Source organism: Sulfuritalea hydrogenivorans sk43H (assembly GCF_000828635.1).
GTDB classification, from domain to species: domain Bacteria; phylum Pseudomonadota; class Gammaproteobacteria; order Burkholderiales; family Rhodocyclaceae; genus Sulfuritalea; species Sulfuritalea hydrogenivorans.
The window spans coordinates 2,390,775-2,407,121 of record NZ_AP012547.1 but is presented as its reverse complement, the minus strand read 5'-3'; the positions used below and the strand labels follow the sequence as shown (position 1 = coordinate 2,407,121).

The window sequence follows — 16,347 nt, the reverse complement described above, 5'->3', positions numbered from 1 at the left end:
CGAACCGATGCGGATCGAACCATCCGGTCGGCAGAAGTGAAACAATGGAGCCCGGTCTTCCTCTGCCCTGAACCTCCATGATCGAACGCGTTGCGGCAGACTTCATTGTCATCCTGCATCTCGGTTTCATTCTCTTTGTCGGCCTCGGCGCGTTCCTGTCCCTGCGCTGGAAGCGGGCGCCGTTGCTGCACCTGCCGGCCGCGCTGTGGGGTGCGGCGATCGAATTTCGCCATGGCATCTGCCCGTTGACACCGCTGGAACAGCGGCTCCGCGCGGCGGCGGGCGAGGCGGGATATTCGGGCAGCTTCATCGAACACTACCTGATGCCGATCATTTATCCTGCGAGGCTCGACGAGTCGACACAGTATTTGATCGGCACGCTGGTCGTCGTCATCAATCTCGCGGTCTATGCATGGGTGTTCTACCGGCGCAGTTGTCACAGGTCCGAAAAAGCTGGGCGCGGCGGCTCATCCAACTGCTGACGCAATCCTGGAGGTTTTGCCATGTCCCACGACAAACAACACCGCTATGCCACCCGCACCGAGTGGAGCGGAAACCTCGGCGAAGGAACCGCGAACTACCGGGCCTACTCGCGCGACCATGTGATTTCGGCGGCGGGCCGGCCGGACCTGCTCGGCTCGTCCGATCCGGCATTTCGCGGCGATGCCTCGCGCTGGAATCCGGAAGACCTGCTGGTCGCCTCGCTGTCGTCCTGCCACATGCTGTGGTACCTGCACCTGTGTGCGCAAGCGAAGATAGTGTTGCTGGCCTACCACGACGACGCGGCGGGAACGATGGTCGAGGGTGACCATGACGGCGGGCGATTCACCCAAGCCGTGCTGCGGCCGGTGGCGACGATTGCCGCGGGCGGCGATGCGGTCCTGGCGAAGGCTTTGCACGAGGAGGCGCATCGCCTGTGCTTCATCGCCAACTCGGTGAACTTTCCGGTGACGATCGAACCGACAGTCCTGGTTGCCGACTGATTCTCAGCCTTCCCGCAGGAAAGCCCGTATCGCCGCATTCACCTGCCGCGGCTGCTCGTGGATCACCCAGTGGCTGCCCTCGGGGATGCGCTTGACGCGCAGGTCGGGCACGACTTCTTCGAGTCCGTCGAGCAGCACGGTACCCAGCGCGGTGTCGGCTTCGCCCCAGATCACCAGCGTCGGCACGCGCACCGTCAGCGTCGCCGGGTCGAGCTTGAGGGCGGCTGCACCGGGGTCATCCGGCGTCGGCGGATAGAGCGGCGAGGCGCGGTAGAGGTTGAGTGCGCACGTCAGTGCACCGGGTTGCGACCAGGCCTCGCGGTAGAGCGGGATTTCCTCGTCGGAAAGCGCGCAGTGGCCGTCGGCGGTGCGGCTGAACATTTTCAGCAGGCGCTCGTAATTGTTGGCTTCGAGCACGCGCTCGGCCTTGGCGTGGCGCAGCAGCAGCATGTAGTGGCTGGCTTCCTGCTGCACCGGGTCACTTGCCAATGCCCGGGCGAAGGGCACGGTGTGCGGCGCGTTGATGATGACCAGCTTCTTCACATACTGCGGAAACGCGACGGCGAAGGTCCAGGCAATCGCGCCGCCCCAGTCGTGGGCGACGAGGATGCAGGATTTGTCGGTGCGATCCGCCTGCAGGTGTTCGATCAGTTGTCGCAGGTCTTCCAGCAGCGGCTTGTGGCGATAGGCGGCGACGCCTTCGGGCTTGTCGGAAAGGTTGTGGCCGCGCAGGTCGAAGGCCACGGCGCGGTGGTCCGCGCCGAACTCTTCGAGCTGGCTTTTCCACGCGTACCAGAACTCCGGGAAACCGTGGATGAACAGCATCAGCGGGGCGTCGGCGGCGCCTTCCGCAACGCAGTGCAGCTTGATGCCGCCCGCCGGCGCGAAGAAGTGTTCCACGGGCTCAGTCCTTGAACACCGGATCGCGCTTCTGCATGTTCGCCGCGCCGGCTTCGAACAGGTCCTTCGACATCAGCATCGCGGCGTTCCAGGTGGCGATGTAGTTGAGGCCGTCGGCCACCGAGTGGTCGCGGCCGTAGGTGATCATCTCCTTGCAGCCGCGGATGGACAGCGGCGACTTGGCGGTGATGGTCCGCGCGATTTCCATGACGCCGGCCTCGAGTGCCTCGGGGGTTTCGAAGCAACGGTTGACCAGTTGCATCTGCTGCGCTTCGGTGCCGTCGACCTTGCGCCCGGTGTAGGCCAGTTCGCGCGCCATGCCTTCGCCGATCAGGCGCGGCAGGCGCTGCAGGGTGCCGACGTCGGCGGTCATGCCGACGTCGATTTCCTTGACCGTGAAGTACGCATTGGCCGAGCAGTAGCGCATGTCGCAGGCGGTGATCAGGTCCATGCCGCCGCCGATGCAGGCGCCATGCACGGCGGCCAGTACCGGCTTGCGGCAGCGCTCGATGGAAGTCAGGGTGTCCTGCAGCTTGAGGATCAGGCGGCGCAGCTTTTCCCGGCGGCGGCCGTCGCAGTCGTCCTCGATCTTGGCGCCGAGGCCCATCAAGAGTGAGAGGTCGATGCCCGAGGTGAAATACTTGCCGCGGCCGACCAGCACGCCGACGCGGGCTTCGGCTGTGGTGTCGAGCCACTCCATGGCCTGCTCGATTTCGTACCACATCGGCTCGCTCATGGCGTTGGCCTTGTCCGGCCGGTTCAGCGCGATGGTGGCGACGCCGGCGTCGAGGCTGACTTCGAGGGTGCTGAATTCCATTTGTGGTCCTTTCATCCTGGAAAAAACAGTTAGTCCGCAGATTTGCGCAGATTACGCAGATTAGGCAAAAGAACAAACCGAGACCAGCGGTGATCGGAATCTGCAAAAGGCAATATCCATGAGGAATGACTCCGCCCCATCTGCGTCAATCTGCGAAATCTGCGGACAAATGCATTTTGCAAGCTCAAGTCAGAGCGGTTCAGCTGGAGCGAAGCTGTCGCGCAGTTCGCGCTTGAGTATCTTGCCGATGGCGCTGCGCGGCAGGGCGTCGACGATCTCGACGGCGGCAAGGCGCTGGGTCTTGCCGAGTTGTGCATTGGCCCATTCGCGCAGCTCATCGGTCGTGCATTTCGCCGTTGCCTGCCCGCGAAGCGGATTCCCAGGTACGCAAAGCGAGCCAGCGCCGACTCTCAAGGTCACGAAAGCTACCGGCGTCTCGCCCCAGCGTTCCGAGGCAACGCCGACCACGGCGGCCTCGCTTACGGCGGGATGCTGGATCAGCACCGCTTCGAGGTCGCTCGGATAGACGTTGAAGCCGCCCGAGATGACCATGTCCTTCTTGCGGTCCATCAGCGTCAGGAAGCCGTCTTCGTCGAAGCGGCCGACATCCCCCGTGCGAATGAAGCGCTTGCCGTCGGGCGCATACCACTCGGCCTCGCGGGTCTTGTCCGGTTGGCGGTGGTAGCCGCTCATCATGGCCGGCGAATGGCCCACCACTTCACCGATCTCGCCGCGCGCGACTTCGTGCCCGGCCTCGTCGATCAGGCGCATGTCGTGGCCCTCGGCCGGGGTGCCGACGGTGGCGAGTTTGTCCGGGTGCTCGTGGGCGGCGAGGATGCAGGTGCCGCCGCCTTCGGTCATGCCGTAGTACTCGACCAGGCCGCCCGGCCAGCGCTTGAGGATGTCGGCCTTGAGCGCCGCCGGGAACGGCGCGCTGGTGCACAGCTTCATGCGGAAGCTGGACAGGTCGTGTCGATCGAAATCGGGATGCGCCATCAGGCGCTGGTACTGCACCGGTACCAGCATGGTGTGGGTGGCGCGGTGCTTCTCGGCCAGCGCCAGGTACTTCGCGGCATCGAATTTCGCCATCAGCACCACCGTGCCGCCCAGCGTGACGGTGGGGAAGAAGCTGACCAGCGTGGTGTTGGAGTAGAGCGGCGTGGCGATCACGGTTACGGAGCCAGGTCCGTAGCCCTGCCGCCGCGCTCGTTGGACGTGGGACCAGCGCATGCCATGAGGCTGCACGATGCCCTTGGGCGTGCCGGTGGTGCCCGAGGAATAGATGATGTTGAAGGGCCACTCGGGGCGAACTTGCACCGGCGTCGGCACGCTGCCGGCGGGCGCCAGCCAGCGTGAAAAGGCTTCGCCGCCCGTGCTGTCGTCGAGGGCGATGAAGCGCGCCTTGATGTCGGCGCGGACCGCAGCGAGTTCCCGCGCCGTCGCGGCGTCGACGAACATCAATTCCGCTTCGGCATTGGCCGCCATGTCGGCCAGGCTTTGCGGCGTCGAGGACGGCGCCAGCGGCGCTACCGCCACGCCGGCGCGCAGGGCGCCGAGAAACACGGCGGCATATTCGAGCGAGGCGCCGGCGCAGATCGCCACCGCCTCGGTGGGGCGGATGCCGTCGCGCTGCAGCGTCGCGGCGACGCGATCCATCATCGCATCCAGCGTGGCGAAGGAAACACTGCGCCGGTCCTGGATCAGCGCCGGATGTCCGGGCCGGGTGCGCGCCTGTTCGCGAATCAGTTCCGCGTACGTGGCGAAGGGCTGTTCGATCAAGCCGGTCGGGCTCATGCGGATGCGTCTGGTTTCGCCACGTCGCGCCGGCGGAACATGCCGTAGCCTTCCATCTGCATCACTTCCTCGTTGTTCTGGTTGATCATCTCCCAGCGCGTGCGCAACAGGCCGACATGGGGCTTGCTGTCCATCGGGCGCGCTTCGAGCACCACGGAGCGCACGTGCAGGGTGTCGCCGGGGCGCACCGGCTTCAGCCAGCGGATGTTTTCCAGCCCCGGCGAGCCGAGGCTGGCCGATTCCAGCAGGTAGGCGTCGCACATCATGCGCATGGCCAGCGCGCAGGTATGCCAGCCGCTGGCGCAGAGGCCGCCGAACAGGCTGTTCTTGCCGGCTTCCTCGGAAAGATGGAAGGGCTGCGGGTCGAACTGGCGGGCGAAATCCATGATTTCTTCGGCGGTCATGGTCTTGCCGCCGAACTCGCGCACGCTGCCGGCGGGGAAATCTTCCCAGTAGTATTTGTAGGTCTTGGTCGGGGTCGTCATGTTTTGCTTTCCTTGAAATCAGAGCTTGTGAAAAAACCGATCTTTTGACGCAAAGGCGCAAAGACGCAAAGAAGGCCAACAGAAAAATCCTGAAGAATCAATTTCGTCTTCATTGCTTTTCCTTTGCGCCTTCGCGTCTTTGCGTCGGATTTTGAATTTTTCACAGCCTCTCAGATGGGCCGCAGCACGCCGTCCTGCAGCAGCGGTACCACGTCGTAGCAACTCTCCTGTGCGGCGAAGGCGACTTCTTCATCGAGTTTCCGCGCCAGCATCATGCGGCCGACGCGGGCGCGGCGCAGCGCGTCGAGGCCGTCGCAGTGGTCGTGGAGCAGTTCGGCGGCAAGTGCCGCATCCGAGAAGTCGGCGTCGGCGGCACGGTGACGGAACAGCGAAACCAGGTAGCCGGCGCCGTAGAAGTCTTCCAGGTTGAAGTTGTCGGCGGATCCGGAGCAGACGATCAGGATGGTGCTCTCCGGATGGTTCGCGACGATGTGTTCGACCACGGCGCGGCCGTTGAGCAGCGCGGCGGCATAGACGTACGCGGCGCCTTTCGACTTGGCCAGCGCGACGGTGCCGTTGGTGGTGCAGTAGATCAGGCGGCGGCCGGCAATGCCTTCCGCGAGCAGCGCCTTGGGAGTCGGATGCACGAAGCCGGGCAACGTGTCGGCGTTGAGTTCGCCGGACAGCACATAGGAGCCTTCCGGAAAGGTCTTCGCCGCTTCCTGCGCGGCGCGGCCATCGAGGGTGGGGATGACTTCGCTGGCGCCGTGGGCCAGCGCGGTGACGATCGACGAGGTGGCGAACAGGATGTCGAGCACCACCACCACCTTGCCTTCGAGGCGCTGGGCGTCGAGTTCTTCCTTCTTCAGCAGGACGTGGATTTTTTGCACGTTCAGCCTTCCAGTTTCTTGCGGTCGACATTGCGCACGGTGACCTGCGCCGTCGCGCAGAGCGTTTCCTTGCCGTCCTTTACCGCATAGACATCCGAGGCGCCGACGCTGATCGAATGGCCGGCGCTGATCACGCGGCCGCGTGCCACCAGCTTCTCGCCGACAGCGGGGGCGAGGAACTTGACGTTCTGGTCCAGCGTCAGGCCGATCCGGTCGGCGGCCAGCAGGGTGGACAGCGCCGAGGTGGCGGCGAAGTAGGCGACGGCGGATACGGCTGTGCCCTGGAAGTGGCCGGGGCGGTAGCTGAGTTCGTCGCGATAGGGCAGCACAGCTTCGAGATGACCGGGTCGGATGTCGGTGAACTCGACACCGAAAAAGCGTGCGATCGGCATGCCCAGCGTGCCGCGGCGGATGGCCGCGGCGAAATCGGGGTCGGCGGGAATCAAGGGGTCTCTGGCGGACATTGTTTTTTCGGTTGGGGTTAGGGGGCTGCGGTTGTGCTCAGCCGTCGGGCTGCTCTTTCGGCACCACCGGTGGCATCAGCGCAAACACGCCGCTGCCGGTCATGATGGTGCGATTTCCGGTGCGCAGCGTGCAACTGGCATAGGCCAGGCGGCCGCCGATGCGGTCGATGTCGACATGGGCCTCGACCCAGTCGCCGGGCTCGGCACTGGTGACGAAGTTGGTGGTGAGGCTGACCGTGACGATGGGCTGCGCCGGCTCGCGCGAACTGGAGACAACCACACCCAGCGCCGAGTCGACCATGGTGACGAGGAAGCCGCCGTGGGCGATGTGGCGGATGTTGCAATGGCGGTCCTCGACGCGGATCGCGAGCACCAGCTGGCCGCGCTCGCCGCCTTTGGTTTCGTCGATGCGGTAGTACCAGGGACCGAGGCTGGAGAGAAAACCGCCGCCGCGCTTGAGCAGCTTGAAGCCTTCCGGAATGGTGTCGCTCATGGCTTGTGTCCGTGAATTTTTGCCGGATCGGGGGTGCGCTTTTCGAGGAAGGCGCTGAAGATTTCCTTGGCGGCGGGGGCCGCGACCAGGTCGGAGAAGAAAATGACCTCCTCGTCCATGGCCTCGATGGCGCTGCGCTCGGGCGGGCGCTTCATCAACGCCTTGGTCACGGCCAGCGATTGGGCCGGCAGCGCGGCGAGTTTCTTCGCTGCGGCCAGCGCCGTGTCCATCAATTGTCCGGCGGCGACCACGCGATTGACGAAGCCGGCGGAGCAGGCCGTCGCGGCGTCGAAGGGCTCACCCAGCAGCAGCAGTTCGGCGGCCCGCTGGTGGCCGGCGACGCGCGGCAGCAGGAGGCTGGAGCCGGCCTCGGGGCACAGCGCGAGATTGACGAAGGGCAGCTGGAACAGCGTGTTGTCCGCGACATAGACCAGGTCGCAGTGCAGCAGCATCGTCGTGCCGATGCCCACGGCATTGCCGGCGACGGCAGCCACCAGCGGCTTCTCGAAGGCGGACAGCAGATGCAGGAAGGGAATCGCCGCGCTGGGGTCGCCGGCTTTGCGGTGCAGGAAGTCGCCCAGGTCGTTGCCGGCGGTGAACAGGTCGTCCTGGCCGCGAATCAGCACGACACGGACGTGATGCTGTTCACGTGCATGACACAGTGCAGCGCTCATGGCGCGGTACATGTCGCCGGTGATGGCGTTCTTTTTCTCGCGGCGGCTGATCTCGATGCTGAAGACGCCGTCGTTGTCGGTGACTAGGATGTTGGGGTGGGTCATAGGTTTAGAAGCTCTCCGGCTTCATGGTCAGGGTGGTGTCGTCGAGGCTGCGCAGCAGTTCATGCCATTGCCTCGTCTTGGGCAGTTCCCAGCGATAGAACCAGCGGCAGGCGGCGAGTTTGCCATGATAGAAGGCCGCGTCGGCGGCTGCGCCTCGTTGCAATCCGCGTTGCGCCGCCAGTGCCTGGCGCAGCCAGATCCAGGCCAGCACCGTGTGGCCGAAGGCTTCGAGGAAGAGCACGGCGTTGGCCAGTGCCAGCGTCGGGTTGCTTGCCAGTACCGGGCCGATGGCTTGCAGGGTGCTTGCGACGTCGCCGAGCGCTGTGCCGAGTTCGGCGGCGTATCCGGCCAGGGCCGGGTCCGCTTTGGCTTCGGCAATGGTCTTCTGCACCTCGGCGGCGAACAGCTTCATCGCCGCGCCATTGTTCATGATCGCCTTGCGTCCGAGCAGGTCCAGCGCCTGGATGCCGTGGGTGCCTTCATGGATGGGGTTGAGGCGGTTGTCGCGGTAGAACTGTTCGACCGGGTATTCGCGGGTGTAGCCATAGCCGCCGTGGATCTGGATCGCCAGGCTGTTGGCTTCGAGGCACCACTGCGAGGGCCATGATTTGGCGATCGGCGTCAGCAGGTCGAGCAGCAGGCCGGCTTCTTGAATCGCCGTCTCGCCAGCGCCGACTTTCGTCTCATCGACCAGCCGTGCGCAATACAGGCACAGCGCATAGCCGCCCTCGACGTAGGCCTTCTGCGCCAGCAGCATGCGGCGCACGTCGGCGTGCTCGATGATCGATATCTGCGGATCGACCGGATTCTTGTTGGTCGGCGCGCGGCCCTGCGGACGTTCCTGTGCGTAGGCCAGCGAAGCCAGGTAGCCACGGTAGCCCAGCATCACGGCGCCCATGCCGACACCGATGCGGGCCTCGTTCATCATGTGGAACATGTAGGACAGGCCCTTGTGCGGCTCGCCCACCAGTTCGCCGACGCATTGTTCCTTTTCGCCGAAGGCCAGCATGGTCGAGGTGGTGCCGCGATAACCCATCTTGTGGATCAGGCCCGTCAGCGTCACGTCGTTCTTCTGCCCCAATGTGCCGTCGTCATTGACGCGGAATTTCGGCACGATGAACAGCGAGATGCCCTTGACTCCCGGCGGTCCGCCGGGAATCTTGGCCAGCACCAGATGCACGATGTTTTCCGACAGTTCGTGATCGCCGGCGGAAATGAAAATCTTGTTGCCGCTGAGCGAGTAGCTGCCGTCGGCATTGGGCGTTGCCGTGGTGGTGATGTCGGACAGGCTCGACCCGGCCTGCGGCTCGGTCAGCGCCATGGTGCCGAAGAAGCGGCCGGTGAGCAGCGGCTCCAGGTATTTCTTTTTCTGCGCCTCGCTGCCGAAACGGTGGATGACGTTGGCGTTGCCGATGGTGAGGAAGGGGTAGGCGGCGGTGCCGACGTTGGCGCTCTTGAACAGCGAGAAGGCGGCCTGGGTCATGACCACCGGCAACTGCATGCCGCCGCGTTCGAAGTCGTGCGCGGCGGCGATGAAGCCGGCGTCGCAGAAGGCCTTCAGCGCCTCCTTGACCTCGGGGATCATGCTCACGCGCTGACCGTCGAAAGTCGGTTCGTGTTCGTCGGCCTTACGGTTGTGCGGCGCGAACTTTTCGGTCGCCATGGCCTCGGCGGTGTCGAGCACGGCGAGGAAGGTTTCCTTGCTGTGTTCGGCGTAACGCGGACGGGCGGTCAACGACTCGGTGTCGAGCACCTCAAACAGCTGGAATTCGAGGTCGCGGCGGTTGATGATGGCATTCATGTTGAAGGTGTTTTTGGGTCCGCAGATTTCGCGGATTTGCGCAGAAAGATCAAGATGCTTGCGATAACAGTTCGGATTTCAATCTGTGAAAATCTGCGACATCTGCGGAAGATTGCCGTTCCTGAATCATGCGGCGAGCAGGGTATCGCTGAAACGTCCGAGGTGGAAATCCACATCGCCGAAAGTCAGGCCGATCATGGTCAGGCGCTTGAAGTAATGGCCGACGTTGAGTTCGTCGACGACGCCCATGCCGCCGTGCAGTTGCACCGCCTGCTGGCCGACGAAGCGGGCTTGCGTGCCGATGTAGGCACGCGCGGCGGCCACGGCGCGGCTGCGCTCGGCGGCATCGGTCGAGTCGGCGCGCACCGCGGCCAGCGTGGCCATCGAGCGCGCCTGCTCGGTGGCGATCACCATGTCGGCCATGCGGTGCTGCAGCGCCTGGAACTTGCCGATCGGCACGCCGAACTGCTTGCGGGTCTTGAGGTATTCCAGCGTCACTTCGTTGAGCGCCGACATGATGCCGACGGCTTCGGCGCAGAACGCCGCGTTGGCGTAGTCGATGGCGCGTTCGATGGCCGGCAGCGCTTTGCCGGCCGTGCCGATCAGCGCCTCGGCGCCGACGGTGACATTGGCCAGCCTGATGTCGGCGGCGCGCGCACCATCCTGCGTCGGATAGGCGCGCAGCGTGACGCCGTCGGCCCTGGCGTCGACCAGGAACAACGAGAGACCCTTGCCGTCCTTCGCCGAGACGATCAGCTTGTCGGCCGAAGGCGCGCCCAGCACCACGGCCTTGGTGCCGTCTAGCTGCCAGCCGCTGCCGGATGCCGTGGCGGTGGTGGCGATGCGATCGGGTTCGTAGCGGCCGCCGGCTTCATGGTGGGCCAGCGCCAGCATCAGTTCGCCGCCGGCGATGGCGGGCAGCAGTTCTTCCTTCTGCGCGGCGCTGCCGGCATCGCGGATCAGTCCGCCGCAGAGCACCACGGTAGACACATAGGGCTCCAGCGCGAGGCCGCGGCCGAGCATTTCCATGACCAGCATGCTGTCGACCGCGTTGCCATTCAGTCCGCCGAAATCCTCGTGGAAGGGCAGGGCGAGGATGCCGAAGTCGGCGAAGGTTTTCCAGGCCTCGCGGTCGAAGCCGTCGGCGGATTTCGCCAGCGCGCGACGGTGTTCGAAGGCGTAGTCCTTGGCAATGAAACGACGCAGGGTGTCCTGCAGCGCGAGTTGTTCTTCGGTGTAGTTGAAGTCCATGGTCAGAGTCCCAGAATCATCTGCGAGATGATGTTTTTCTGAATTTCGTTGGAGCCGCCGTAGATGGTGGTCTTGCGGACGTTGAAGTACTGGCCCGAAAGCGGCCCGGCATGGTCGCCGTAGTGCTCCATCAGCGGGTCGCCCTGCCAGTCGGCGTACAGCGCGTCGTGGACGTAGGGCAGGGCATAGTGGCCCAGCGCCTGCATTTTCAGCTCGGTCAGCATCTGCTGGATTTCGGAGCCCTTGATCTTGAGGATCGAGGCCTCCGGTCCCGGTGCGCGCTTCTTCTCGCCCTCGGCGGAAATCACGCGGAGGTTGGTGATCTCCAGCGCCATGAGTTCGAGTTCGACCTGCGCGATGCGGTCGCGGAAACGCTGGTCCTCGATCAGCGGCCGCCCGTTGGCTGTTTCCTTCCTGGCGATGTCCTTCAGCTTCTTCAACTCGCGCTTGGAGCGGCCGACGCCGGCGATCCCGGTGCGCTCGTGGCCAAGCAGGAACTTGGCGTAGGTCCAGCCCTTGTTTTCCTCGCCGATCAGGTTCTGCACCGGAACCTTGACGTCCTCGAACCAGACTTCGTTGATCTCGTGTTCGCCGTCGAGCATGATGATCGGGCGCACTTCGATGCCCGGCGTCTTCATGTCGATCAGCAGGAAGGAAATGCCTTCCTGCTGGCGGCCTTCGGTGCTGGTGCGGACCAGGCAGAAAATCCAGTCGGCGTACTGGCCGAGCGTGTTCCAGGTTTTCTGGCCGTTGACCACGTAATGATCACCTTCGCGAACAGCGCGCATCTTGAGCGACGCCAGGTCGGAACCGGAACCCGGTTCGGAGTAACCCTGGCACCACCAGTCTGTGCCGTCGATGATGCGCGGCAGATAGTGTTGCTGCTGCGCCGGATTGCCGAAGGCCATGATCACCGGCGCCACCATTTTCAGGCCGAAGGGGAGTTGCATCGGGGCGCCCGCGTCGGCGCATTCCTCGTCGAAAATATGCTGTTGCACGGCGTTCCAGCCGGTGCCGCCGAAGGCGGTGGGCCAGGCCACGGCGCCCCAGCCCCGCTTGTGCAGTATCTTCTGCCAGGCGACGTAATCGCCCTTTTCCAGACGCTTGCCGCCGAGCACTTTGCTGCTGGTGGCGGGGGGCAATTCGGCACGCAGAAAGCTGCGCACTTCTTCCCGGAAAGCCTGCTCTTCGGCAGTGAAATTGAGATCCATGGGTATTGAGTCCTTTGGCGTGTGCGGTATTGCAGTGCAGAACTGCACAGTGGAACATAGTTCTGCAAATATGGTACGCGAATTCGCAGCCGATGACAAGGACGGGATGGCCGATTCCGGTGTGCGGATGATGGATTTCTTCGTTGCCGCAGGTGCCGCCGTGTCGCCGGCGCCGACTCTTGCGTGAGTCAAGGCTTGATTCTTTTCCTGCCTTCTCCCATAATTCGCCCCCTGCCTGCCGGGGAGTTTTCCGCAAGGCACACAGTTTCGGTGGTGGTCGTAGCTCAGTTGGTAGAGTCCTGGATTGTGATTCCAGTTGTCGTGGGTTCGAGTCCCATCGGCCACCCCACCCAAAACAGAAACGGAGCCCGCGGGCTCCGTTTCTTTTTGCGGACTCCCGGCGTGGTTCCGGTTCGTCAGGAGCCTCGACCCAGCAGGTGGCTGACCTTGTCGGCCGGGACCGCCTGACTGCAAAGATAGCCCTGGTATTCGAGACAGTTGTGCTGTCGCAGGAATTCCAGCTGAGCCTCGGTTTCCACCCCCTCGGCGATGACCTTGTGTTCCAGTTCGCCGGCAATCGCGATCACCATGCGCACGATCGCGGCATCGCCGGCGCTGCGATCGAGATCGCGGACAAAGGACTTGTCGATCTTGATCTTGTCGATCGGGAAGCGCTTCAGATAGGACAGGCTGGAATAGCCGGTGCCGAAATCGTCGATCGACAGCCTGACGCCGAGGTCGCGCAATTCCTGCAAGACGCGGATCACCCGTTCCGGCTCCTGCATGACGACACCCTCTGTGATCTCGAGTTCCAGCCAGCACGGTTCCAGGCCTGATGCGGCGAGTGTCCTCGCCACGATGGAAACGATATCGTGCTCGTGGAACTGGACGGCGGAGAGATTGACCGCCACGACCAGCGGCGGCAGGCCTTCATGCTGCCAGGCGCGGTTCTGCCGGCAGGCTTCTTCCATGACCCAGGTGCCGATCGGGAGGATCAGGCGGCTTTCCTCGGCGAGCGGAATGAAGCTGTCGGGCATCAGCATGCCGAGTTCGGGATGGCGCCAGCGCAACAGGCTCTCGAAGCCGATGATTCGTCCGCTGGCGATATCGACTTGCGGCTGGTAGTGCAGTACGAGTTCATTGCGTTGCAGCGCCCAGCGCAGATCGCTTTCCAGGCGCAGGCGTTCCGCCACGCCGACGCTCATGTCGGCCGCAAAGAACCGGTGGACGCTCTGGCCGCTGGTCTTGGCGTTGTGCATGGCGGCCCCGGCGTTCCTCAGCAGCGCGGCGCTGCTGGTGCCATCCTCGGGAATCATGCAGATTCCGGCGCAGGCCTTGGCAACGATGTCGCTGCCATGAATCGTCACGGGCTGCGCAATCGCTTCGATCAGTCGCCGGGTCATCGCCGCCATTGCCTGCCGGTCGGCGGCTTGTTTGACGAGGATCGCAAATTGCCCGCCGACGAGGCGGCCAAGCAGGTCATCCTGTTTCAGCAAGGCACGCAGGCGAATGCAGATCGTGCCCAGCAATTCGTCGCCGGCCATATGGCCGAAGGCATCGTTGATGCGACCCAGCTGGTCGATGTCGAACACCAGCAGCGCGCCTCTGGGGTTTGTCGCCAGCCAGTCGTCCAGTGCGCGGGAGAAGCCCTGGCGGTTGGGCAGCAGCGTCATCTGGTCAACGTTGGCCAGCGATTCGATGCGGGCTTCGGCCGCCTTGCGTTCGGAAAGGTCCGTGATGAAGGCGATCAGGTTGACGATCTTGCCCTGCTCGTCCTTGATCAGGCTGACGTTGCAGAACACCGGACAATCCGCACCGCTCTTGCGTTTCAGCCAGGCATCGCCACGCCATGCATTTTGCGCGGCAAGGCTGCGGGCGATCGATTCGAAGAAATTGGTGTCGTGGCGCTCGGCGGCGACCAGTGTGGGCAGGTGGCCTTTGGCCTCATCGATGACGTAGCCCGTGATGCCCGAGAAGGATTTGTTGAGGGCGATGATCTTGCCTTCGGCGTCCATGATGAGGACTGCCTCGGCACTGTGGTCGAAGACATGCGCGATCAGCCGGCGTCTTTCCTCGGCCATATAGCGTTCCGAGATGTCCCAGGCCACGCCGGCGATGCCGGTGGGGTCGCCTCTTTCGTTGTAGACCGGGGCGCGCACGATTTCGAAGGGCTGCGGCCCGTTGCCGATGTCGAACCACTGCTCCTCGCGCAGCGGACGGCCTTCCCGGTAGACGGCGGCCTGGCTTTCCAGGAGTTTCCTTGCGACCTCGGGCGACCAGAGGTCTTTGGCGGTGGTGCCGAGGATCGCGTCCATCGGCTTGTGCGCAATTCGGCAGAGCGCTTCGTTGATTGCCAGAAACCGTCCTGAGGTATCCACCAGCCAGGCCGGATCCGGGATCGCATCGAGCAATGCGCGGCTCTCGCGCGATTTTTCGTTGAAAGCCTCGGTCAGCTTTTGGGCCAGAGCCGTTGTCTGGTGGTAGTTGCGTTTCCAGTTCCAGGCGATGGCCGACAAGGCGCCGAGCAGCACCATGCCGAGCCCGGCGTAGATCGCCCGGCGCTGATGCCAGGTGGCTGCGACCTGTTCGTTCTGGCTTGCCTGGAGCAGATCCCACCCGACCCAGCCAAAAAGGCCCAGTGCGACCAGAACCACGACCCCCAGCCCGAGCTGGAGGGATCCCCATCCCTTCATGTGGTTTGCCCTTGCCAACGCAACGTCTAACTTAAGTAAGGCATATTTGTACTACGCATTCGGTGATCCGTCATCAGGTTTTTCAATGCGCGCCATGAATCAGAGGGTTCTGGCAGTAGAAGCTGCGCAACTGTTCATAGACCTCCGGATATTCGCATCGCAGCAATTCCGGCGTCTCGAAAAAGGCCTCGCTGGCGACGGCGAAAAATTCGGTGGGAAGTTCGGCGCCGTAGGGATCGAGCAGCGTCTGTTCGCCGCCATCCACGCGCCGCTGAAAATCCTCGAAGGCCGTGCTCATGACGTCGCTCCAGCGCTGCCGCGACATGCCGGCATGCAGCGGCGGCATGCCGTCGGCGTCGCCGCTCTTCATGTCCAGCTTGTGGGCGAATTCGTGGATCACGACGTTGATGCCGTCGGTGTCCTCCGGATGCTCGAACCAGGAAATCAGCACCGGGCCGCCGTACCAGGCCTCGCCCATGACTTCGTCGTCGAACTCATGCACCACGCCATCCTCGTCCATCATTTGCCGCGGAATGATGAAATCGCCCGGATAGACCACGATGCCGACCCAGCCCGCATACCAGCCCAGCCCCAGATGCAGGATCGGCAGGCAGGCCTGCAAGGCGATCGCCAACTGGATGTGGGGCGTCAGTTGCAGCCCCTGCGCGCCGCTCCACTGCTTTTCGGCGATGAATTCGCGGGCAAGCTGGCGCAGGTGCGCGCGCTCATCCGGGCTCAGGTGGCCAAGGAAGGGCAGGCCGGCCTCGACCTCATCCCATAGCGACTCCGGGATGTCGAGGCGTTCTCCCTGCCGCTGCCGCCACCATTCGGAGAGTTTCCGGATCATGTCACGCGCCGGGTATTGAGCCAGATGCCGGCGAAGATCAGGCCGATGCCGATGGCGTGGTAGAGCGCCGGCGTCTCGCCGAGGAAAATCATCGACAGCACGATGCCGAAGGCCGGCACCAGGTGCATGAACAGCCCGGCGCGCGCCGGGCCGACTTCGGCGACGCCGCGATTCCACAGGATGTAGCCGAGGAAGGCGGGACCGACGCCGGTATAGACGATGCCGGCGATCGATCCGGGCGTGGCGATGACATGGCGGCCCTGGGCCATTTCCCAGACGTAGAAGGGAAACAGGAAGACCAGCCCGGTAACGGTGATGGCCGTCAGGAAGGACAGCGCATGCACGGCCGGCCGGCGCGACAGCAGCAGGGTATAGGTCGACCACGCCAGCACCGAGACCAGTATCCAGAGGTCGCCGACATTCAGCGTCAGTTCGCGCAGGCGCTGCAGGTCGCCGTGGGCGACGATGCCCAGCACGCCGATGAAGGAGACCACAATGCCGGCGGCCTCGCGGCCATGCAGGCGCTTGCCCTGCAGCAGCCAGGAAATCAGCACGATCATGATGGGAATGAAGGAGTTCAGCAGCGTGCCGTTGATCGCGGTGGTGTATTGCAGGCCGCCATAGACCAGCACGTTGTAGCCGCCGGTACCGAGCGCGCCGAACAGCAGCAGCCAGTGCCAGGCGGCGCGCAGTTGCGGCCAGTCGCGCCGCACATGCGGCAGGGATATCGTCAGCAGGCACAGCAGCGCGACCACCCAGCGCCAGAACGACAGCGCGACCGGCGGCAATTCGCCTCGAAAGGCGCGGCTGATGACCCAGTTGCCGGCCCAGAACAGGTTGGCCAGCGTCAGCAGCAGGTAGGGGGAGACGTGCAGTGGATTCCTCATGAACGGGGGATTATGTCCCAGTGCGCCTGCGCCTGGGACGGTATCCAGGCGA

Annotated in this window: 17 protein-coding genes and 1 tRNA gene; 4 read left to right on the top strand and 14 right to left on the bottom strand. The window is 64.1% G+C overall.

From position 1 onward, the window contains the following. Window positions 1-77 precede the first annotated feature (77 nt). Both SUTH_RS11605 and SUTH_RS11600 read left to right on the top strand, forming a co-directional pair. Entirely contained in the window at window positions 78-482 is a 405-nt protein-coding gene (locus SUTH_RS11605) for a DUF2784 domain-containing protein (protein ID WP_052473573.1), read from the top strand. 21 nt (window positions 483-503) lie between these two features. Continuing rightward, window positions 504-983 carry an OsmC family protein gene (locus SUTH_RS11600; protein WP_041099418.1) on the top strand — a complete coding sequence of 160 codons (480 nt, stop codon included), beginning with the start codon at window positions 504-506 and terminating at the stop codon, window positions 981-983. Between the two features lie 3 nt (window positions 984-986). Here SUTH_RS11600 and SUTH_RS11595 read toward each other — a convergent pair whose 3' ends face one another. The 11 genes from SUTH_RS11595 to SUTH_RS11545 form a co-directional block, all read right to left on the bottom strand. Next, window positions 987-1,883 carry an alpha/beta fold hydrolase gene (locus tag SUTH_RS11595; RefSeq protein ID WP_041099417.1) on the bottom strand — a complete coding sequence of 299 codons (897 nt, stop codon included), beginning with the start codon at window positions 1,881-1,883 and terminating at the stop codon, window positions 987-989. A 4-nt stretch (window positions 1,884-1,887) separates the two neighbouring features. Beyond that, window positions 1,888-2,700, bottom strand: coding sequence for a crotonase/enoyl-CoA hydratase family protein (locus tag SUTH_RS11590; protein WP_041099415.1), 813 nt, complete (start codon window positions 2,698-2,700; stop codon window positions 1,888-1,890). Between the two features lie 189 nt (window positions 2,701-2,889). Further along, a complete protein-coding gene (locus SUTH_RS11585; protein ID WP_148312916.1) occupies window positions 2,890-4,494 on the bottom strand; it encodes a class I adenylate-forming enzyme family protein in 1,605 nt (534 codons plus the stop codon). Further along, window positions 4,491-4,979 carry a MaoC family dehydratase gene (locus SUTH_RS11580; protein ID WP_041099413.1) on the bottom strand — a complete coding sequence of 163 codons (489 nt, stop codon included), beginning with the start codon at window positions 4,977-4,979 and terminating at the stop codon, window positions 4,491-4,493. The genes SUTH_RS11585 and SUTH_RS11580 overlap by 4 nt, the downstream gene beginning before the upstream one ends. Window positions 4,980-5,149: 170 nt before the next feature. After that, complete coding sequence (locus SUTH_RS11575; RefSeq protein ID WP_041099411.1) at window positions 5,150-5,869, bottom strand: 2-phosphosulfolactate phosphatase; 720 nt, start codon at window positions 5,867-5,869, stop codon at window positions 5,150-5,152. 2 nt (window positions 5,870-5,871) lie between these two features. Beyond that, window positions 5,872-6,333, bottom strand: coding sequence for a PaaI family thioesterase (locus tag SUTH_RS11570; protein ID WP_084207366.1), 462 nt, complete (start codon window positions 6,331-6,333; stop codon window positions 5,872-5,874). A 37-nt stretch (window positions 6,334-6,370) separates the two neighbouring features. Beyond that, window positions 6,371-6,826 carry a PaaI family thioesterase gene (locus tag SUTH_RS11565; protein ID WP_052473571.1) on the bottom strand — a complete coding sequence of 152 codons (456 nt, stop codon included), beginning with the start codon at window positions 6,824-6,826 and terminating at the stop codon, window positions 6,371-6,373. After that, window positions 6,823-7,605: an enoyl-CoA hydratase gene (locus SUTH_RS11560; RefSeq protein ID WP_041099407.1), complete on the bottom strand. Its 783-nt coding sequence runs from the start codon at window positions 7,603-7,605 to the stop codon at window positions 6,823-6,825. The genes SUTH_RS11565 and SUTH_RS11560 overlap by 4 nt, the downstream gene beginning before the upstream one ends. A gap of 4 nt (window positions 7,606-7,609) precedes the next feature. Continuing rightward, window positions 7,610-9,406, bottom strand: coding sequence for an acyl-CoA dehydrogenase (locus SUTH_RS11555; protein WP_041099405.1), 1,797 nt, complete (start codon window positions 9,404-9,406; stop codon window positions 7,610-7,612). Between the two features lie 126 nt (window positions 9,407-9,532). Beyond that, window positions 9,533-10,657: an acyl-CoA dehydrogenase family protein gene (locus SUTH_RS11550; RefSeq protein WP_041099403.1), complete on the bottom strand. Its 1,125-nt coding sequence runs from the start codon at window positions 10,655-10,657 to the stop codon at window positions 9,533-9,535. A 2-nt stretch (window positions 10,658-10,659) separates the two neighbouring features. Further along, a complete protein-coding gene (locus SUTH_RS11545; RefSeq protein ID WP_041099402.1) occupies window positions 10,660-11,868 on the bottom strand; it encodes an acyl-CoA dehydrogenase family protein in 1,209 nt (402 codons plus the stop codon). On the opposite strand from SUTH_RS11545, the gene SUTH_RS19430 reads away from it, so the two are divergent. Both SUTH_RS19430 and SUTH_RS11540 read left to right on the top strand, forming a co-directional pair. Beyond that, window positions 11,867-12,055 (top strand): hypothetical protein, encoded by a 189-nt coding sequence (locus tag SUTH_RS19430; protein WP_148312915.1) that lies wholly within the window; start codon window positions 11,867-11,869, stop codon window positions 12,053-12,055. The genes SUTH_RS11545 and SUTH_RS19430 overlap by 2 nt on opposite strands. Window positions 12,056-12,141: 86 nt before the next feature. After that, window positions 12,142-12,217 (top strand) — tRNA-His (locus SUTH_RS11540). A gap of 67 nt (window positions 12,218-12,284) precedes the next feature. Here the strand turns inward: SUTH_RS11540 and SUTH_RS11535 are convergent. From SUTH_RS11535 to SUTH_RS11525, 3 genes are all read right to left on the bottom strand, one after another. Next, entirely contained in the window at window positions 12,285-14,561 is a 2,277-nt protein-coding gene (locus tag SUTH_RS11535; protein ID WP_084207365.1) for a putative bifunctional diguanylate cyclase/phosphodiesterase, read from the bottom strand. Between the two features lie 82 nt (window positions 14,562-14,643). Further along, the gene (locus SUTH_RS11530) at window positions 14,644-15,408 is read right to left on the bottom strand and encodes a M90 family metallopeptidase (protein WP_041099400.1); all 765 of its coding nucleotides are present in this window, start codon (window positions 15,406-15,408) and stop codon (window positions 14,644-14,646) included. Continuing rightward, window positions 15,405-16,295 carry a DMT family transporter gene (locus tag SUTH_RS11525; protein ID WP_041099398.1) on the bottom strand — a complete coding sequence of 297 codons (891 nt, stop codon included), beginning with the start codon at window positions 16,293-16,295 and terminating at the stop codon, window positions 15,405-15,407. The genes SUTH_RS11530 and SUTH_RS11525 overlap by 4 nt, the downstream gene beginning before the upstream one ends. Window positions 16,296-16,347 lie beyond the last annotated feature (52 nt).